We start from the raw sequence: 20,516 nt of genomic DNA on the forward strand, positions 1-20,516 counted from the left end.
GCTTAGATAGGAAAAAGTTTTTCTCACTGTTCCCTCACAGGAGTGCGATACCAGATGCGTCTACCACCGACGGGGGGTTGCACCGCTGTTCCCTGCAATACATCCCTGCAATACAATTAATTCAGTAGGTTAACTCGCCGTAAAAGCAAGATAACATTAGGGAAAAAAGTGTCCTGGATATAGCTGAGTGCTAGTTGCTATATCTAAAGCTAAATATCCAGAATATAATTAATTCATAACTATTATGACCATGATTTATACTATAAACCTCTAATTTTTTCTGATAAGCTCGATACTCTAGAGAGAAGATCCAAAAAACAGGAGGATCAGAAAGATGAGAAAAAGTATAAAGATGAGACCGTTAGAAACCATATTCCTTATTAGTGACTTTATCTGATGTCTAGAAAATTATAGCCCACATTCCGCACGTCAATTTGTAGCATTAAAAGTAGTATATAAATCCGTAGCTTGGTAAGTATTTATACTATGCAAATCATCTCAATTACTTTTTTCGTTGATCATGCTTCCGAGTAAAAAATTTACGCATAAATACTTGCTTGATTGATTACTCAATCATTGATTACTCAATCACGGCAGCTATGATTTTCTTCTAAAATTCTGTCTCCTGTCTCCTGACTCCTGACTCCTGATTCGATACTACATTTTGTGGTGCGGAATGTGGGTTATAGACAACAATGTTACATAGTTTTTGTTAAAGTTGAATAAGGAACAAAAAAACCCATAAATAAATTTATGGAGTTTTGAATAGAGTATTTATTTCTCACCCTTTGTTTCTAGTCTCCTCTACCTTGCAGTAGGTATTCGGGATTATTTTTTTATTCCCGTTGGGTGTAACTGTCATAGCTTTGATTTGACTCGATCTAAACTGTTTTTCTAGAAGGAGAGTGGACAAGAGAAATAATTGTGGCCAGACTTAATGATTTTAGGACACATTTTTACCCTAGCTTTCTATTTGTACGCGAGGATAAAAGGCCACATAGTTTTGAATGTTTTTGGCTTTTTCTTTGGGGTTGGGATAATACCAAGCACCATCTTTATTGATCTTACCATCTACTTCTATATCGTAATAGCTCGCTTCACCTTTCCAGAAACAGTTAGTATGGGTTTTGCTTTCTTTGAAATATTCACGATTAACTGTGTCTGGTGGGAAATAATAATTACCTTCGACAGTTTCACAGCGATCGCTCTGTGCTAAAATAACACCATTCCAAATAGCTTTGACCATGATTTTTTCCTAATCCTAGTAATTACGGTATATAATCATATCAAATATTGAATTAAATCAGGAAAAAGAGAAAATTACAAATTGATTTTCCCGGTCTAAATTTTATAATCCTGGATTTAAGGCGATCGCTAATTTCTATATTAATAATTGAGTAATAATACGTTTTTATCTCTGTATTTTCTGATGATCTAGAAAATCCAAATTTTGTACTTTATCCAACTAAGAAAAGCTATTATTCTGAAAATAACTTTCAGAAAACACAAAAAAAGCAGCTAGTTAAGCTGCATATTTAAGAATAACCGTTGTGTTTCTGTGAGGAAACTTTAATAAATTAATTAATTTAATATAGAAAATAATTTACCTCTCTAGTTTGATAATATGTAAAAATAAATTCAATGTATGTGATTTATCCCATCAGTCAATTGTGAATTTTTTCAATGATTAGAGTGATAATGTTTTGAAAAAAATGCGATCGTCAAAACGAAAACTCAGTAATGCAGGTAACAAGTAAATCTTGATACCTACACTCTCACTGTTTTTTCAGCATAATTTTCTTATAGGGGTTTTTATATTGCACTAACTAACCCTAAAAACGGAACAACGACAAAAAAATCAAAATGTATAGATACATGATATGCTAATTATTATACTCCATGATGGATATTGCACTTCTTGCATCTTCTATTTGATCGATATGAGCTTTGAGTAAAGATAAATCTGTTGCGACAAATCTCTTGTTGCTTGCCAGATCGTAAGCTTCCCACTCTTGAGAAAAATCTACATCTTGCCAAATAAACCAATCTCGGTAGATTTCACCTTTGTCAATATCACCACACAGAGCTAACCAATCATCTCCATCAAAATTGTCTACTGCTGATGCTACTAAGTCAAGCCATGCAATAGTACTACAAGTATCTGTATTGGTATCAGCAGCAAAGGAGGTAGACTGGGAGAGGCAGGTGTTAGATGTCATTATTAAATTCCTTGATTAACTCTATGCTTTAACTGTAGGAACTTTTAGCACTAAATAGTGATAGATATATGCCACTATCTGAATCAAACCATCTCAGATATCAGATTAATCTACCTTGTTACTACGAAAATAGTAAAGCAGAATCATCCGACAAGTAGACACTTCATAAATTGGCACTGTTATGGCAGGTAATAGGGAGTAGGGAGTAGGGGAGTCAGGGAGTGGGGGAGTCAGGGAGTGGGGGAGTCAGGGAGTGGAGGAGTGGGGGAGTAGGGGAGTAGTAAATGTTAACCCACATTCCGCACCACAAAATGTAGTATCGAATCAGGAGTCAGGAGTCAGGAGACAGGAGACAGAATTTTAGAAGAAAATCATAGCTGCCGTGATTGAGTAATCATGTATAGCAAGTATTTATGCGTAAATTTTTTACTCGGAAGCATGATCAACGGAAAAAGTAATTGAGATGATTCGCATAGTATAAATACTGACCAAGCTACGGATTTATATAGTACTTTTAATGCTACAAATTGACGTGCGAAATGTGGGGTTAAGAATAATAGGACTTACCCATGAAGTACGAAAAACTAGGATTTGAGACTGCTTCCCTATGGGTCGCAATGACGAAAATACGTTGTGCTGCGTAAATCCTGAATAATATACAATCATATCATGTCTGCTGGGGGGCGTTTGTGTAACCCAAGGGTGAATATCTACAGGAAATTTAAGTTTTTTATTGCCCTTAAGTATTCTTGCCTGTTCCCTGTTCCCTGTTCCCTGTTCCCTGTTCCCTACCTTTGCTATACAATACCGATGCTACCGGACATGATCTCACTAGACATCTGGTGGAAATTAAAAAAAATCAATTCTTATCCATAAATTGTCAATTATTTCTCCCTATTCCCTATTCCCTATCCCCTGTTCCCTGCTATATTTTTTGGTTTACTCAAATGAAAAGCGCTGTAAAGGAAACAGGATGTTAAGGCAGTTAGGTAAGTCACAAAAAAAATTTTTAACTGCCTAAAATACCTCACAGTCTATATAACTCAGGAGATACCTTAATAATTAAGAACAATTAATAGTTGAGGTGTTCAGAAATGCTTAATATTAATAAGATTAAAACAAATATAGTAGCGATCGCTGCAGTAGCTCTAACTATTTGTAGCACTCCCCTAGCACTTGCAGAAAATTATACCAGAGAATTTGACGAACAAAAATATCTACGCCAAAACCCTGATGTTGCACAGCTAGTACGTCAAGGAAAATATAAGTCTGGTTATGAACATTATGTCAGATATGGGCAATATGAAAATCGCCCCCCAGCTTTCAAAATATTTGATGAGCAAGAATATTTGCGACAGAACCCTGACGTTAGAAATGCGATACGTCGTGGAGAATTTCAGTCTGCTTACGATCACTACCTCAAACATGGTCAATATGAAAACCGTAAAGGTGCTTCTAAACCATCACAACCTGAATTTTATGATGATTATAATCAACCTCCTTTTGCTTACAATAATTCGAGTTGCCAAAATATAAATCGTAATTTATCTCAGGAGGCATTTTTCCGCACGGAGAGTCGAGTAATTCATATTTGTAGATATGAAAATACTAACAAATTAGTTTGGTTTGAGCGGAACAATAGAAGCAATTCTGGTTGGAAAACTTTTCCAGTAGAAATTGCCTATAATGGTTTTGTTAATGCTCGTATGGGCTATTTTGTTAATAACAATGAATTTATTCATAAACGAAGAAATCGAAGGGTTTACAGAGAACAAGTTCTAACTCAATGGAGACATAATTGTACCAAAACATCTCCTTATCTATCATCGAATACTTTTTAAAAGTCTAATACTAATTCGATAAATTTTTGCTACAAATGATTAGCATCTTTATTAGGAATCAGGAGTCAGGAGTCAGAATGAATCTCTTCAGAACCAGTTTTTAGGTCATAAACTCTATTTTTTTGTCAAAGGGACATCTACTGTAAATTATTTTAATCACACTTATTGTTAGTAACATTCTTTTTCTAAAATGGCATCACTAATTATGACCACTATTATTTTTTCCTGTACGTTGCTAATCTGATGGCTCCCCTACCTGTTGAAGTACGTAATGTAGGCTAAAATAATATCTCTGTATCCATTTTATGCTTTAGTCGGAACTTTTTCAGGAAGCTTTACCTCATTTTGGAGAGGCTTTCCTTGCTCAAAGTCAGTAATATTAGATAAGGTTGTAGTAGCAATATCATTCAGTGCTTCTTTAGTGAAAAATGCCTGATGAGAAGTAATCAAAACATTCTGGAAAGATTGTAATAACTGGAAAGTATCATCCTGAATAACTGTATCAGATAAATCTTTAAAGAAAATATTTTCTTCTTGCTCATAAACATCAATTCCAAAATAACCAATTATTCCAGATTTTATACCTTCAATTGCAGCTTTTGTATCAATTAATTGACCGCGACTGGTATTAATTAACATCACTCCTGGTTTCATTTGCGCGATAGTTTTGGCATTAATTAGATGATGGTTTTCTGCTGTTAAGGGACAATGTAATGAAATGATGTCAGAGTTAGCTAATAACTCAGGCAGGTCTACATAACGAGTATCGCCAATCTCTTCAAATTGAGGATTAGGATAAGGATCGTATCCCAGTAAATGACAACCGAATCCGTGCATAATCTGAGCAAAAATGATGCCTATTTTACCTGTTCCCACAATTCCCACTGTACGATTGTGCAAGTCAAATCCTAATAAACCATTCAAAGAAAAATTATCATCACGCCCTCTATTATAAGCTTTATGTAGCTTGCGGTTGAACATCAGAATCATCCCAACAGCAAATTCTGCCACTGAATAGGGAGAATAAACACTAACTCGCACAATTTTAATACCAACTTCTGCAGCAGTTTGTAGGTCAACATTATTAAAACCTGTACATCGTAAAGCTACCAGACGAGTACCCTGCTCCGCTAAGATTTTCAGAGTTTCAGAACCTAAATCATCATTGACAAATACACAAACTGCTGAACATTCTGCTGCCAAAGTAGCAGTTTTTGCTTCCAGTCTAGTTTCATGGAAAATCAACTCATGGTTAACATTAGTAGCAGTATTAGCTGCATCTATAAATTGGCGATCATAAGATTCGGTACTAAAAACAGCAACTTTCATTTTGATATAGGAAATAGGGAATAGGGAATAGAGGTAGGTTGGGTTGAAAAACCCTTAGCGTAGCTTATCTACAGGATAAACTCAATAAGTATAAGGAATAGGCGTAGGTTGGGTTGAGAAACCAAAACCCAACAAATATACAGCAATTCCTGCTACTATAAGGTACACCTGTCACGGGCAAGATGCCCGCACTACCAAACCGTGTTTGTTCAAAATATACTGTAACTATCAACACTTAGCTATCACTTCCAGTCAAATAATTGTTGGGTTACGCTGACGCTTACAGCAGTTTTCAGGTCAATGAACCACATAAAAAAAATCAGCGTTGGTGAAGCGCGTGTATGATATTAATTTTAATTACTTAGGGTTTGCTGATTAAATATCAAAGTATTGACTGGTATTAGTTTGAGCAATTTTAGGTCTGGAGGGGGTGCGAGGTTTTAGGTGGTAATGGTTCAAAAATTCAGGATTTTGGTCAAGAGTTGGGCAGAACAATCTTGGGGCAATTCTTACTCCTACCTCCTCCAAATTCCCATTTCTCCTGTCTCCTGTCTCCTGTCTCCTGTCTCCTACCCTCACCCATAAGACTTTTGAGCGCAAACCCTACTTAGGAGTCAGGAGTCGTAGGGGGGGAATGGCCATTACCCCCTACAGGACTCAGGAGGGAAGAAAGAAGAAGAAACCCCGAGTAGAAGGAGAAAGTTTTTTGGTCGCGCAAAGGTCACGGAGTTCTATCGAGACCTTATCCGGACATGATATCATACCTCAAATCATCAACGCCAAAAACTTATAACCGTTCTACTAAACTTACCCAAACTTACCCATACATGGTTGCATGAGCTTTGGAGCTAGCTTCCTGCTTTCCTGCGGAATGCTGCGCAAACACAGAAGACCACCGACCGCAGTCTGCAACTTATCTTCTCCACAGGCTTAAAATCGCTTGAAACTCAAGCTACTGATTCACATAGTTTTTCAGGTTGATAGCAGCATTCAAATCTCTATCAGCTTCAAAACCGCATTCACTACATTTGCTAACGCTCTTCCCATAATTATTGTCCTCATATTGCTGGCTATTCTATTCCACTATTTTAGTTGTGGAGCGTCCAGAACGTCTATTTTTGGCTGTCTGTTTTTAACGATCGCTTGTTTTTGGTTGTCTGTTTTTTGCGTTGGCGGAGCAAGTGCGGCAGCTATATCGCTTGTCTTAGCAAGAGTAACTTTTGACTGGCTATTCTAATGCACCATTTTAGATGAAACAGTCCACTACTAATAGTGTTCATGCGTAACTCTTAAATATTATGTTCGCTTAAATACTACAGGACTTATGTAGTACAGCTATATGATGTCAGTCAATCTAAATCAGGGTCATTATTAATTGTTGCTCAGACTTTATTACACTGACTATTCTCATTTTTAATATTAAGTGCAATTTCATGGAAAGATGGTATAACGTCTCCGCTGAAGCACTATTAACATTCCGCCGAAATGATAGCTCCAACCAACTAGGAAATGACCCCAATGGTGACGGTACTCCTTACTCCGATATTAGTAGCTATCAATCCGTATTATCGTTGATTTTGAAGACGGAATAGACATCATTGGTTTAGAGGGCAATTTGACTTTCGAGCAGTTAACTATTTCTCAGATAGGCAATGAGACTCGCATTAGTGGTGACCAACTTTCAATTATTTTATAGGGTGTAGAAAGAAGTGCGATCGGTATTGATGATTTCATCGAGATTGTTTGAAAAATAGGCGTTGTTGAAGCGCGTGTATGATATTAATCCTAATTACTTAGGAGTCAACCAACCCCTCGCCCCTCCCCCTTCCAGGAGAGGAAGTCAAGAGTCAGGAGTCAGGAGGGAACAAAGAATAAGAAACCCCGAGTAGAAGGAGAAAGTTTTTTGCTCGCCCTCTTAATCCTGAATGATATCATACCTCAAATCAGCAACGCCGAAAAATATAGCAGAAAGAAGAAAGAAGGACCGAAGTTGGAAAAATCTGGCTTTGTCTGAGTTTTAAGCTAGAGATAAAATTTTAAGGATCATCCTCCTGTGATAGCTCTGAATACCTAACCAGAGTAGGCAAGGGGTGTCACCCTTACCAGAAAATCATCTTACCAATTACCAACGCCGTAAAATTTCTAGCAATACTAAACGTTTAAGGGTTTAGCCTCCTCTAATGACTACTAAATTGAAGTGAGGTTATTCAACCGGATTTGATATTATATGGCTTTCCTAAATAGGTTTTGAACAAATGTTGGTTATCTAAATACTGAGGGTTACTTCTCTTGATATGTAGCTAATGTTCATATTCTATCTAGGATGGCTATATCATGTGCCCCCTCCGGGGGAGCTACGCTATCAGATAATTGGTGATCAATGAAATTATAGCAATCGGTATTAGGATAAAAACACGTTCATATATCTTCTATATTCTTATATTCACCTCATCACTCTATCTTGAAAAATAATTTCAACTGTTTAACTGAAAGTGCAACTGGTGCAGCAAGAAAAACTTTCTGGCCTTGGTGAAATGGTGTGTGGAATTGGCCATGAACTTAATAATCCGATTAACTTTATTGCCAATAATCTTCAGCCACTGCGAAAGCATATAGCTGAAGTGACTGAAATTATCAATCTATATCAGCAGGAGTATCCCATACCCTCACTACAGTTAAAGGAAGCTATTGAGGATTTGGATCTAGAATTTGCCTTAGAAGATATAGCCAAAATTTTAAACTCTTTTACATTAGGTGTCGAAAGGATAAAAAACATCTCAAACTCACTCCGTACCTTTTCTCGTTCAGATAGTGAAACTAAAGTTTTGGCAGATTTACATGAATGCTTGGATAGTACACTAACTATTCTGCAACATCGTCTCAAAGGTAATGCCGATGCCTCCAAATCAAAATAATTAAGTCTTATGGCTCATTGCCTTCAGTGATGTGTTATCCAGGACAAATGAATCAGGTATTTATGAATATCATTGCTAATGCAATTGATGCCTTCGATCAAGCAATCATCCAAGGAAAATTGGGCGATCGAGTTCCCAAAATTAAAATTACAACTCAAATAAATTCCGATCGACAAATCGTTATCCAAATTGCAGATAACGGAATAGGCATTCCCGAATCCATTAAACAACGTTTGTTTGAGGCCATGTTTACCACAAAACCTGTTGGTAAAGGCACAGGTTTAGGACTAGCGATCGCCGAACAAATTGTTGTAGAAAAGCACAATGGTAAACTTACCGTCGATTCCCAATTTGGAGAAGGAACAACATTTACAATCAAAATTCCGATGATGTGAAGAAGGAAGGAGGAAGAAGGAAGAAGGAAGAAGGAAGGAGGAAGGAGGAAGAAGGAAGAAGGAAGGAGGAATAAGTAGATGGGGACTCAAATCCCAACCAATTGTAAACACCGTGTAGATGACGGGGTATTGTACCCAAAAGAAAAAGATAATATCCAAGCAAACAGGGATGTAAAACTAACTATGACAACTGGTAACTGATAACTGATAACTGATAACTGAAATGGCTTCTTATGTATAGTAAATTTGGTTTTCTTAAACTTCACTTTATGTCCATCAAAAGTAAAATTATTTCTGGCTATGCTATTGCCCTAAGTGTAGCATTTACAGGAACTGCATTAGGTTTTGCGATTGGTAACTACTATCAAAACAAGGCACAACAAGAACAACAGATAGCCTCCTACGAAAACCAACTTCTGAGCGCCCTGCAACTTGATGTTCTCTACAACCGCCCAGCTAAACAACTTGCTCCTTACCTTCAAGACCCTGAAGCTTTTCGTCGAGAGAGTGGTGCTTTGCTCAAACGACTGCAAAATATTCAGGATTTGCTCGCTAAACACAATAATTCTGGAAAACCAGCAACCCTCGAAGATTTGCAAGCTTTTTTAGAAGACTATGAAGTAACTGTTGAGGAGTTTAGGGAGCGTGCAATTACCTTTACAAAAACAGTACAACCCCTAACCCAGAAACTTGAGGGTTTAGAAACTGCTCAACAACTCTTGATAAATTTGGTTAAAAGTCCAGAATTTGTTGCTTTTATTGAAGCTCCCGATCTGATGGGAGAGTTTTATCAGCTCGCAATTCAAAGAGAAATAGATGCCGAGCAAGCCTTAAATAATGCCCAACTTCTACGAAATCAAATTATTGTTTTTAGCTTTGGCCTTTCAGGAGGAGTCGCTTTGATTCTGGCTTTATATACCAGCCATGCGATCGCCAAGCCACTGCAAACAGTTACAGATGTTGCTCAATTAGTTACTCGTGATTCTAACTTCAATCTGCAAGTACCAGTTCAAACTAATGATGAAGTAGGTGTATTAGCAACATCCCTAAATCAACTGATCTGCCGTGTCAAACAGTTAATGACCGAAGAACAAGCTTACATCTGGCAATTGGAACAAGCGAAAGAAACTGCTAATGCAGCCAACCAAGCCAAAAGTGAATTTCTTGCCAATATGAGTCATGAACTCCGCACCCCCCTCAATGGTATCCTTGGCTATGCTCAAATCCTTCAGTATTCTGAAACCATGAGTGAGGAAGAAAACAAAGGTCTTGATATTATCAAACAATGTGGTCTTCACTTACTGAAGTTAATCAATGATATTCTCGACCTCTCCAAAATTGAAGCCCGCAAACTCGACCTTTTGGTAAACGAGTTTCATTTTCCCTCTTTCCTCCAAGGAGTGGCAGAAATATGTCGCATTCGAGCCGAACAAAAAGGCATAAATTTTTACTACTCCCCCGATAAAAATTTACCTATAGGCATTTGCGCTGACGAAAAACGACTACAGCAGGTATTGATCAATCTCCTGAGCAATGGGATTAAATTTACTGATATTGGTAGCGTTACCTTTAGCGTCACCGCACAAAAATTGTCAGACCAATATCGCCTCAACTTTGAAGTTAAAGATACAGGAGTAGGCATGACCCCACAACAACAACAGAAAATATTCCTGCCATTTGAACAGGTGGGCGACCGCAAAAAACAGACAGAAGGCACAGGTTTGGGGTTAGCCATTAGTCAAAAGATTGTCAAACTCATGGACAGTCAACTGGAAGTAAAGAGTGAAGTAGGTAAAGGTAGTACCTTCTGGTTTGAGATGGAAGTTCCAGAAGCACGAGAATGGGCAACTGCTTCTAGCACTGATAAGCAGGGAAATATATTGGGTTATCAAGGTGAAAAATACCGTATTTTAGTTGTTGATGACCGTTGGGAAAATCGCTCGGTGGTGGTGAGTTTGTTAGAAATGCTTGGCTTTGAAATGAGTGAAGCGAAAAATGGAAAGGAAGCTCTAGAAAAGATGATGGTATCTCTACCTGATGTGGTGATTACTGATTTAATGATGCCAGTAATGAATGGTTATGAATTACTTAAATATATCCGCAGTTCGGAAAGGTTGAAGGATGTGGTGGCGATCGCTTCTTCTGCTAGTGTGTTTGAAAGTAATCAACTAGAGGCGATTGATAACGGAGCGGATGTATTTTTGCCCAAACCTATACAGACTGACAGATTATTAGAAATTTTACAGCAGTGTCTCGACTTAGAGTGGGTTTATGAGCAAAAGACCGCAGCATCAGCTCAGGTGAGTGAGGTCAATAGTGAAGAGGTTGTTTCTCCAGCGATGGAAGTCTTAGAAGAATTACTAACTTTAGTAGAAGATGGTGATATTCAAGGTGTTGTGGAGGTTGCTGAAGAGCTTCTAGTATCGGATGTGACTTTTACTGCTTTTGCCCAAGAGATTTTGCAACTAGCAAATAGTTTCCAGCTTAAACAGTTGAAAACTTTCATTAAAGACTATCTTGATTTTGATGATGATTGAATGGTTGTAGATAGTGTGTTGACTTTTTCTCCTGTTCAAGCAGATGCTTTAAATTTTGCTAAATCTTCGGGTTCATTACCCTTTTTTATATATTTCACTTATTCAAAACCTCCCGCCGACGAATCAATATTTCCCTATTCCAAAACTTCTGACTTCAAACTTCTGACTTCTGACTTCATTCACTCCCGCCAGAACATACAATACGAAAACCAATATTGAAGTCGTGGATGTCGCGCCTAACGTCGAAGTAGCGATACGCAGAACGGCAGAAATCAGGATTGTTGAACCAGGAACCGCCACGCAGCGGTGAACGACTATCATTACCATTTAACCAAGGTTTGCCATCACTAGGAGCATTTTCATAATTATCATGCCATTCATCTGCACACCATTCCCAAACGTTTCCGTGCATATCACTGAGTCCAAAAGAGTTGACAACATCAAAATAGCCGACAGGTGTAGTTTGTTCCCGATATTCTCCTTTCGGTCTCTCCCCATAAGAGCCTGACCATTTCATTTCTTCATTGTCCGTCCCTCGATAATTGGCTAAGTCTGTTGTAATAGTTTCTCCAAAGTGAAAGGGAGTTGTGGTTCCAGCACGACACGCATATTCCCATTCTGCTTCACTTGGCAGTCTATAATTCTTTCCTGTTAGTTTTGAGAGTCTTTCACAGAATTCTACAGCTTCATGCCAATTTACCTGCTCAACTGGTCTTTGCCATCTATCTATACCTTCGTATGGTTCTTTAAAATAAGAAGGGTCTGGGTTTAAATCTAAATTTACTTTCAAGTCTGTTCGAGAAGCGATCGCTCTCCATTGCTCTTGAGTAACAGGGTAACGCCCCATTAGAAACGCCGAGATAGTTACATTATGCTGGGGTCTCTCATCAGAAAAGCTCCCCTCTTCAGATTCTGGTGCCCCCATTGTGAAGGTTCCATCAGGGATTAATACCATTTCTAGAGGAACCTTATCAATATATTCCCTGTATCCTCGGAACCTTTTGCTTTGACGTTTAATTGGAAGAGTTTTCACTAATTATTAATTGTTAATTGTTAATTGTTAATTATTTGAGGGGGCTGAAAAACTCTTCAGTTTTACCCTACCAAGCTCCCCAACCCAGTTTGATTTTTGGACACCGTTACCAACATCTCAGGAATAGGCTGAACTCTTCGGCGTACTCTTGACAAATTCCCACTTGCCAACTCTGACTGTAAAGAGTTCTCCCGCCTGAACACACAAGACGAAAACCAACATTGTTGTTGTTGTTGTTGTCGCGCCTATTGTTGTTGTTGCGACACGCGGAACGGCAGTTATTAGGATTGTTGTTCCAGGAGCCGCCACGCAGTCGGGGTCGCCTATCCCCTCTTCAATTCCTTGCAAATACAAGGGAACTGAATATCTGTTGTCTTAATTGCCAGGTATTTCCATGTTTTAGGTGAGCTTCCCAGCTATTAAGAGATTGCTTAATATCTTCCAAGTCAATCTTACCTTGGGCATAATTTCTTTGCAATTTTTTGAGCCTTTTTCTAGCACGGCGGAGATTACTATTCCTTACCCGAATTGTTTGAGGAAAAACTCTAAATCCTACAAAGCTTGCCCCATACTTTGTCTCAAATAATTGACTTTTGATAGGATGAAATTTTAACCTCAATTTAACTAAATAATTTTCAATAGCTATCTGGCAATTTTTGAGAAATTGATAGTCGTCAGAAAAAAGTGCAAAATCATCTACATACCGAACATATCTTTTGACTTTGAGTTGCTCTTTTACAAAATGGTCAAAGTCTGATAGATAAATATTTGCCATCCATTGACTGGTTAAATTACCAATTGGTAAACCATGTCTTCGTTCCACTGGAGTTAGTAAATTATCCCCTGGGAAATAATTAATTATTTCTTCTTGTTCGTTACTATTATCAATAATTGTGTCTATCAACCAGAGAGTATCTGGACATTTAATTTTTTGTCTGATTAATTCCTTGAGAATTTCATGGTCAATACTAGGGAAATATTTTCTAATATCACATTGCAGAATATAACGACTAGAACGCGCAAAATCTGTAAATCGCCTTAAGGCTTTATGAGTTCCATATCCTTCTCTATTAGCATAAGTATCGCTAATGAAAGTTCGTTCAAATATTGGCACAATAATATTACACAAAGCATGATGAACGACTCTATCTCGATAGGGTGCTGCTGAAATTAACCGAGTTTTTATATCTCTGAGGTGAAAGGTTCGATAATTCCCTGGTTGATAAGTTTTGTCTGTCAGCTCCTGCTGGATTTTTAATAATTCTGTTTCCAAGTTGTAATTAAACTATAAAACATTATCTCTCAACCGCTTACCTTTTTGTGCCTTTTTAGCTGCTAAATAAATATTATCAAATTTAATAATCTGGGGGTATAAGTTCCCGTAACGCTTCATAATATCTTCAAAATTGATACAATTTCAAGAATGGAATTTATTGATTACTAAAGTTTATTCTCGCTGTCTTTGGTTTTTAATCCATCCTCCTAATTCTACTCCAATACCGTCAATTTGTTTACTAACATACTCATAGCGCTTCAAAGAGATTAATTCAAAATCTAATAATAGTCTAGTTTGATGACGTAATATGTCTAGCTGTACATTGAGGTTAGTTAAATTGTCTAATTTTTCTTTGGCATATTTGGCTTTAATTAATCCTTCCAATAAATTGTACAACTGATTGATAATTCTATCTCCTACTGTGAATTTGTGAACCTTGGGAAATCTTTCAATTATCGGGACGTAATATTTGATTAAGTCATAGGTTTTTTGAATAATTGATAATTCTGTCATTTGTTAACCTAGTTCATTCTCAAATACCTAACAACTTTGATATTTGAAAAAAAATCGATCCGCCTGACGGCGGAAAAAAAAAGAAAATAGAATAAAGGGCAAAAGGGGAAAAGAGTAAAGGGTTAAAGAGTTCTCCCGCCTGAACACACAAGACGAAAACCAACATAGTAGTAGTCGTAGCTGACGCGCCTATTGATGTAGTTGCGACACGCGGAACGGCAGAAATCAGGAAAGTAGCTCCAGGAGCCACCACGCAGCACAGTATACTTTTCTTGTTCATCATTATCATTACTGCTAGGGTCTGGTTCATTTTGATTAAAAATATTTGATACTGTATTTCTCATCCTTTTGAAAAAGTTTTCAGACCGAGGTATATTATTCATCTGGAGAGGTCTATTATTCATATTTTCCCTTTTATTACTATCAAGCCAAGCTCTCCCATCAGTAGGAGCATTTTGATAATTATCATGCCAGTCATCCGCACACCATTCCCATACATTACCGTGCATATCATATAATCCAAAGGCATTGGGAGGGAATTTGCCTACAGGAGTAGTTTGTCCTCTATGTTGTCTTCTTGGTTCATCAGCATAAGTTTCGGAAGCATCATAATTAGCTAATTCTCCTGTGATAGTTTCTCCAAAGTAAAAGGGTGTAATTGTTCCAGCACGACAGGCATATTCCCATTCTGCTTCATTTGGCAGTCTATATTTTCTCCCAATTAGTTTTGAAAGTCTTTCACAAAATTCTACCGCCTCATACCAATTTACCCTCTCTACTGGTCTTTCCCATCTATCTATATCTTCGTATGGTTCTTTAAAACGAGAGGGTTCTGGGTCTAAATCTAAATTTACCTTCAAGTCTGTTCGAGAGGCGATCGCTCTCCACTGTCCTTGAGTAATAGGATATTTGCCCATAAAGAAGGGAGGAACAGTTACATCTGTGGCCACTAAAGAAAAACCACAAATTATCCTCTGTTGATAGAAATGGCTGCTCAAATTTATCTGCCAAAAATTCCTTTACTTTTACTGAAGTCTCATCTACCAATAAGTCAACTTTACTAAAGTTTCGCTGCTCTAAGTAATTTTTTATTACCTCTGCATCTCTAACCGCATATCGTAGGGATGGTAGATGGTTATATTGGTTAATTCCGATAGCAATACCGTAATTCTTTCCTAGTTTCGAGGACGTATTTTCAAGAGCTCGATTAAAGATTTCTTGCAGATAATCAACAAACTTTTGATAATCTTTGCTATCCAACAATTCTCGCTTAGAATAAAAACTATCTGCACCATTTTCAATAAATTCATCAGCAACATTATCAAGGGAAAAACCAACAATAGGTAGACTAGGAGAAATTTTAGAATTACCTTTCAAAATACTGACAATTTCCAACCCATCAACTTGTCTGTTTTGGTAGCGACTGTTAGGTAACAGATGATTGATTAAAATCAAATCTATTTCACCTAATTCTGCTAGTTCAATAACTTCATTAATACTATCTGTTCCTCTGACAGTAATGCCATATTGGGACGATAAATTTTCTGATACTTCTTGGATTACATTTTGTTCGTCTTCAACTAATAAAATAGTCTTTAATTTAACAATGGTGGCAACTTTAGCTGTAAATTCAAATGATTCTAAATTGTCTAAGTTAACATCTTTTGATGTAGCAGTATTACCAGGAATTTCATCTTGAGACTTTTCTATTTCTTCAGCAAAACGAGCATAAGCCCCTCCCAATCTTTTTAAAACTTTAGTTGTGACTGTAGCAAAATACTTGATATCTAAATCTGCAACATTCTTCTCAGTTTTTAACTTTTCTAACTCATCTGGTTTTTTCAGCAATGCCAAAAATTCTTGGAGACTCTTACCTAGTCGGTTGGCAAAATCCTGAGAAATCACAGTAATAATCTCCTGAGAATTCTTTCTTGGACTATCTTTAAGCAAAATATCTCTAATTTCCTCATCAATAAACTGATATTGAACTTCATCAGAATTAGTATCAGGGGTAATCAAAGATTGAGGTTTGAGAATATTGCCAAGAAATACCTCTGCTACATGAACTTGTTGAGACTCACTTAGAAAATTTTTTTGAATTAACCGTACAATAGGTAAATTAATGACAGGTGCAGCAGAGAGTAATTTCGCTAACTTTTTTGCTATTTCTGAAGAACTCATCTCAAAGTGATACACCCGTTCTTGACTGGTTAATTTTTCCGTTTCTGTATTTTTAACTATTTGCTTTTGTTCTTGTATTAATGAAGAGGAAAAAACAAAACCACCAGCACCAATAGTTCCTTTTCCTACTACCATTTCGCTCCAAGTTTCTATCAGTTCTGGTTCTAAGCTAAAGATAGGAATTTTTATTCCAGTTTGTAAATTATTATCACTCCCAAGCCAAACTTCTCTAACAAATAAATTACGATTAGGTACTTTAGGTTGTAAACAGTCTAACTGCACCATTGCACCTAAACTCAAAGCTGTTCTTAACCACAAACGTTCTGGTAAAATTTGAACAATTGCTACAATATTCTGTTTTCCCCAACTCTCTAACAGGGAAAAAGCTTTACCATTACGCCAAATATCGCTAACACAGTCACTAACTACTAAAATCAAACGACGTCCAGTAGGATCGATAAGTTTTTGGGGCGAATAAAAACGAGAATTACTGTTGTGCTTAATTCCTGGTCTCAAACGAATCTGTCCCTGTTTATTTGTCACCATTCCCCAAGTTTGTACATTCCGAAAAATACCATAACGTTTGAACAAACGATAAAGTCCATCCTGCAAAGTAGAACGAGCTGTTATGGCCCAAGTCAATACTGGCCCTAATTTTAATTCATAAGCGATCGCAGTCGTTGTTTTGGGGTTTATTTTTAACCATTTATTTCTACTTTTTTAATAGTTAGTTGTTAGTTGATTAAAAGCAGGCAAATTAATTGGTCTTCGCTCAGTATAATCGCACAAAATTCTTAAATGATAACCTAAACGTCTTTTTTTACAAGCATCAGCAAGGTGCTCTCTACGAATCTTAAAAATTCTTGCATATAATCTGTTTACATCTCTTAATTCTTCTACTTTTATTAAATTGTTTAGTTCATTTATAATAGATTGATAATGTAAATCATTTAGCTCATCTCTCTTATCTTTGCTTTTGATCCATAAACACACAGGAACTCCCTTTTCTAAAATAATTTCAAATAAACGCTCTTTTGGTTTAGCTTTACTAGGCAAAGCACAGGATATTTTTAGGATGACTTTATTCTCTAATCTAATTCCTAACTGTTTTATTTGTTGTGCATTGGATAGTGATGAATTTAATTCATTTTCATGTTCAAAAGCTAAAATGTTTTCTGCTATTATTGCCTATATAATTTAGTAAAGGATTATTATTCTTGTTGTCAATTAAATTTAATAAATAGTCTTCTAAACTATCAATACTGTCAAAATTCATCAAATGTTTAACATATTTATTATTTTTTTGAAATATTTTTTTAATCAAATAAACAAGAGGATATAGTCGTATAGATATTTCGTAAAGTGCTTTAATTGATGGATAGTCCTTACTAACAATTTTAATAAAATCATCAATAAATTCTCTATTAATTAGCTCCTCAATTAAATTAACTGATTTTGTATGATAATCACCTCCTGAAATCTTATTATAAAAATTATTTCCAAATGTATCTCTATATTGAATGAATATGTTTTTTAAGGAATCCTCTTTTAATACCTCTTCAATCTTTTCACAAAGTTTTCCTTTTTGTGCGTCTGTTAAGTTCATTTTTTATATAGTTACATTACTCTTTTTATGTACAGTTTATAAATCCTGAGCAAAATTAGGATAGTCATGTCTAACAATTTTAATAAAATCATCAATAAGTTGTCTATTAACTAGCTCCTCAATTACATTAACTAATCTTGTATGATAATCACCTCCTGAAATCTTATTATAAAAATTATTTCCAAATGTATCTCTATATTGAATGAATATGTTTTTTAAGGAATCCTCTTTTAATACCTCTTCAATCTTTTCACAAAGTTTTCTTTTTTGTGCATCTGTTAAGTTCGAGAAGCTATTTTTTTGCTTATTTGAGGATTTATCTTTAGATTCTTTTAAAAATAAATAACCATCTAAAGCATTCATATACACCACAGGATTTGCAAAATCTTTTCGCTCATACCCATTCTCAATACCTAGTTTAAACCGAGCTTTCTGCACCGCTATTTCAACAGAATCACCTTCAATTATTTTTGAATAAAACTCTTTAACAAAAGTAATTGCTGTTTGATTAGAAACCTTATATTGCATTGCTACAACTATTGGAATTCCTTGCAGCATTAAGCGAGAAGCAAGACTACTAAAAGCATTAGTTTCAGATTGCTTTCCTGTTTCACAAGCTTGTAAAATGACAATTTTAGGTGTGTGACCACTAAACAATTGACCAAACATCCTAGCATCTTTCCAATCAGCTTCACCAAACTCATTAACAAAAGCAACCTGTCCTACTTCTTCTCCTTCTTTCTCAACTAATTGACCATGACCAATAAAATGAAAAATATCCGGTTTTTCTGCTTCTAATCTTTCTACAATATTATAGAAATCCAGAGAATCCATAACAGACAGAAATTTTACTTGCTCTTGTTGACTATCTACTCGTTTTAAGTATTGCTGTACTTCCTGATATTCCACATATTCCACATTACTTAATTGAGAATCAGCATTACTTAATTGAGAATCAGCCGTCGGTTTAGAGACAACTAAAGCAATTTTTATCTGTTCACCTTGATTAATTTTAATAGATAGTTTCTTTGATTCTTCTAGTTGATATCGACAGCGGTAAAAGCTTAATTTCCGGTGAGTTGCAAAATAAATTTCACCCTGATTATATTTCTGAGGTAAAGACATTAATTCCCAAGGATAGGCTACCAGTTCTGGCATTGCTTCCTCATTTATTTCTAAAATAATTTCTAATCTTTGTTGCTTTTTTTTGACAATTTCTTGATAGTATGCTAAAAAATATTCTCTTAATTGACCATCAAACAAAGCCTCAAACAAAGCTTCTCCAACTTTAGTGATTTTTTGACCTTCCAAGTTAGCAGGAGCTTTAATAATTTCTCTAATCTTATCGTTGTCGTTGATTTTAGTGAGATTTAACTTTCCCGTTGTCTGTTCTGGGTCGGTTGATTGAGGAGTTAATTTTCTCACTCTAACCATATTCTCATTGGGAACAATAATCTGATAAAAATATTCATTCATTGTCATTATAATTAAACATTAAATTGAGAGAAATAAAGAACAATAAAAAAATCAATAATCTATGGTTTAGGTAAGATGATTCGTTGCTCACCAATCCATTTTTATTTTATCCCAACTGCAAAACTCTTAGCTGCTTTATCTTTACTCCCAAACAAATTTTTTAAATGACCTGGTAAAGTTGACATTACATCAATTAATTCACCATTAAGCCAATCAATTTTTGGTTCAATCCAAACATTACCAATTAAATCAATATACTCCCTTGTTTTAGGAACTTTGAAAATAATGTCAAATTCAACTGTAGATTTATCCTGAATTTCTGGCTCTTCAATTCGCCAATAACACTGAGAGTTATCTTCTCCTTGAGCCAAAAGATTAAACTTACCAAATTTATAATTTAAACTATCTAAAACAATAAATGTTTTAAGTTCATCCTTGGTCCCTATATTAGCTTTTAACTTGTCATAATCAGGAAGATTAGCTATTTTTGTTAACTCAGAAGCATCAACTTCAACTCCCACTTCTAAGTTTACATCTAGTCCTAAATTCAAGTTAACTCCTGTCTTTAATACTGTTTGCCATTTACTATCTGGAATAATACGATGGACTATTGGCTCGTCTTTTCCTTGAGGACCAAAATCAAGCTGACATTCTAACCTTGAAATCAAAACACTTGGTTGAGGTTTTAGATCGATGCTCACAACCATAGAATAGAAATCAAACTGCTTCATTAACTGCTTAATTTCGTAATTTAATTCCACTCCCTTTGCTTCAAAACCTTTTTCAGTAAGAGGAATTAATTTACTACGAGGATTGCCAAATTTAACAGTAGTTTCCTTCAATCTTTGAATTGCAGTTGCTCCTCTTTTTAACTCTTGAGCTTCTCCTCCTGCTAATTCACTTTCCTGACTTTTTACTTCTTTAAATAAATCATTAAGCAAATCTTCTGCTTTCTCAAAGTTAGGTAGATTAAATTTATGATTTGTCATTGATTTTTTGGGGAAAATAATATTTAGGGTTTGCGCTCATAAAGTCTTTTTGCTGGGGTAGGATACAGGAGACAGGAGACAGGAGACAGGAGAAACGGGGAATGAGCGAGGAGGTAGGAGTAACAATTGTAAGAATGATTTTTCTGCCCAACTATGAGCCTAAAATACGCTCCATGCATGAGCATGAAGAGCTGAAAACCAGGCAC

19 protein-coding genes and 1 pseudogene are annotated in these 20,516 nt (G+C 36.0%); 6 read left to right on the forward strand and 14 right to left on the reverse strand.

Going from position 1 to position 20,516, the window contains the following annotated elements:
- Nucleotides 1-961 precede the first annotated feature (961 nt).
- Together F6K18_RS09400 and F6K18_RS09405 are read right to left on the reverse strand one after the other, a co-directional pair.
- Nucleotides 962-1,246 (reverse strand): DUF427 domain-containing protein, encoded by a 285-nt coding sequence (locus F6K18_RS09400; protein WP_287520374.1) that lies wholly within the window; start codon nt 1,244-1,246, stop codon nt 962-964.
- Between the two features lie 637 nt (nt 1,247-1,883).
- Nucleotides 1,884-2,219, reverse strand: a complete 336-nt coding sequence (locus F6K18_RS09405) for a hypothetical protein (RefSeq protein ID WP_287273088.1) — start codon at nt 2,217-2,219, stop codon at nt 1,884-1,886.
- Between the two features lie 1,094 nt (nt 2,220-3,313).
- On the opposite strand from F6K18_RS09405, the gene F6K18_RS09410 reads away from it, so the two are divergent.
- A complete protein-coding gene (locus F6K18_RS09410; RefSeq protein ID WP_287520375.1) occupies nt 3,314-4,060 on the forward strand; it encodes a hypothetical protein in 747 nt (248 codons plus the stop codon).
- A gap of 303 nt (nt 4,061-4,363) precedes the next feature.
- Here F6K18_RS09410 and F6K18_RS09415 read toward each other — a convergent pair whose 3' ends face one another.
- The 3 genes and pseudogenes from F6K18_RS09415 to F6K18_RS36525 form a co-directional block, all read right to left on the reverse strand.
- Nucleotides 4,364-5,389, reverse strand: coding sequence for a 2-hydroxyacid dehydrogenase (locus F6K18_RS09415; protein ID WP_287520376.1), 1,026 nt, complete (start codon nt 5,387-5,389; stop codon nt 4,364-4,366).
- Nucleotides 5,390-5,764: 375 nt separating this feature from the next.
- Nucleotides 5,765-5,989, reverse strand: coding sequence for a hypothetical protein (locus F6K18_RS09420; protein WP_287520378.1), 225 nt, complete (start codon nt 5,987-5,989; stop codon nt 5,765-5,767).
- Between the two features lie 352 nt (nt 5,990-6,341).
- Nucleotides 6,342-6,425: pseudogene (locus F6K18_RS36525) on the reverse strand (zinc ribbon domain-containing protein); the annotation flags it as partial.
- 397 nt (nt 6,426-6,822) lie between these two features.
- Between F6K18_RS36525 and F6K18_RS09425 the strand changes: the two are divergent.
- From F6K18_RS09425 to F6K18_RS09445, 5 genes are all read left to right on the forward strand, one after another.
- Nucleotides 6,823-6,981: a DUF6851 domain-containing protein gene (locus F6K18_RS09425; protein ID WP_287520380.1), complete on the forward strand. Its 159-nt coding sequence runs from the start codon at nt 6,823-6,825 to the stop codon at nt 6,979-6,981.
- A 165-nt stretch (nt 6,982-7,146) separates the two neighbouring features.
- Entirely contained in the window at nt 7,147-7,278 is a 132-nt protein-coding gene (locus F6K18_RS09430; protein WP_287520383.1) for a hypothetical protein, read from the forward strand.
- A 612-nt stretch (nt 7,279-7,890) separates the two neighbouring features.
- Nucleotides 7,891-8,304, forward strand: a complete 414-nt coding sequence (locus tag F6K18_RS09435; RefSeq protein WP_287520386.1) for a histidine kinase dimerization/phospho-acceptor domain-containing protein — start codon at nt 7,891-7,893, stop codon at nt 8,302-8,304.
- Between the two features lie 47 nt (nt 8,305-8,351).
- Nucleotides 8,352-8,699: a HAMP domain-containing sensor histidine kinase gene (locus F6K18_RS09440; protein ID WP_287520388.1), complete on the forward strand. Its 348-nt coding sequence runs from the start codon at nt 8,352-8,354 to the stop codon at nt 8,697-8,699.
- 269 nt (nt 8,700-8,968) lie between these two features.
- A complete protein-coding gene (locus F6K18_RS09445) occupies nt 8,969-11,236 on the forward strand; it encodes an ATP-binding protein (RefSeq protein WP_287520389.1) in 2,268 nt (755 codons plus the stop codon).
- 175 nt (nt 11,237-11,411) lie between these two features.
- Here the strand turns inward: F6K18_RS09445 and F6K18_RS09450 are convergent, their stop codons facing one another.
- From F6K18_RS09450 to F6K18_RS09490, 9 genes are all read right to left on the reverse strand, one after another.
- Entirely contained in the window at nt 11,412-12,269 is an 858-nt protein-coding gene (locus F6K18_RS09450; protein WP_287520392.1) for a formylglycine-generating enzyme family protein, read from the reverse strand.
- Nucleotides 12,270-12,603: 334 nt separating this feature from the next.
- Nucleotides 12,604-13,542: an RNA-directed DNA polymerase gene (locus F6K18_RS09455; protein ID WP_287520394.1), complete on the reverse strand. Its 939-nt coding sequence runs from the start codon at nt 13,540-13,542 to the stop codon at nt 12,604-12,606.
- A 174-nt stretch (nt 13,543-13,716) separates the two neighbouring features.
- The gene (gene avd / locus F6K18_RS09460) at nt 13,717-14,058 is read right to left on the reverse strand and encodes a diversity-generating retroelement protein Avd (RefSeq protein ID WP_287520397.1); all 342 of its coding nucleotides are present in this window, start codon (nt 14,056-14,058) and stop codon (nt 13,717-13,719) included.
- Between the two features lie 122 nt (nt 14,059-14,180).
- Nucleotides 14,181-14,975 carry a formylglycine-generating enzyme family protein gene (locus tag F6K18_RS09465; protein WP_375341306.1) on the reverse strand — a complete coding sequence of 265 codons (795 nt, stop codon included), beginning with the start codon at nt 14,973-14,975 and terminating at the stop codon, nt 14,181-14,183.
- Nucleotides 14,875-16,881, reverse strand: coding sequence for an SAV_2336 N-terminal domain-related protein (locus F6K18_RS09470; protein ID WP_375341307.1), 2,007 nt, complete (start codon nt 16,879-16,881; stop codon nt 14,875-14,877). Before F6K18_RS09470 ends, F6K18_RS09465 begins: the two co-directional genes overlap by 101 nt.
- A gap of 78 nt (nt 16,882-16,959) precedes the next feature.
- On the reverse strand, nt 16,960-17,424 hold the full coding sequence (locus F6K18_RS09475) for a hypothetical protein (protein ID WP_353735049.1): 465 nt from the start codon (nt 17,422-17,424) through the stop codon (nt 16,960-16,962).
- Nucleotides 17,396-17,845: an EAD6 domain-containing conflict system protein gene (locus F6K18_RS09480; RefSeq protein ID WP_287520400.1), complete on the reverse strand. Its 450-nt coding sequence runs from the start codon at nt 17,843-17,845 to the stop codon at nt 17,396-17,398. Before F6K18_RS09480 ends, F6K18_RS09475 begins: the two co-directional genes overlap by 29 nt.
- Nucleotides 17,846-17,881: 36 nt before the next feature.
- Nucleotides 17,882-19,156 carry a CHAT domain-containing protein gene (locus F6K18_RS09485; RefSeq protein WP_287520402.1) on the reverse strand — a complete coding sequence of 425 codons (1,275 nt, stop codon included), beginning with the start codon at nt 19,154-19,156 and terminating at the stop codon, nt 17,882-17,884.
- A gap of 266 nt (nt 19,157-19,422) precedes the next feature.
- Nucleotides 19,423-20,310 (reverse strand): hypothetical protein, encoded by an 888-nt coding sequence (locus tag F6K18_RS09490; protein ID WP_287520404.1) that lies wholly within the window; start codon nt 20,308-20,310, stop codon nt 19,423-19,425.
- Nucleotides 20,311-20,516: the final 206 nt, after the last annotated feature.

Origin of the sequence: Okeania sp. SIO2C2 (genome assembly GCF_010692625.1) — a bacterium.
Lineage (GTDB): Bacteria > Cyanobacteriota > Cyanobacteriia > Cyanobacteriales > Microcoleaceae > Okeania > Okeania hirsuta.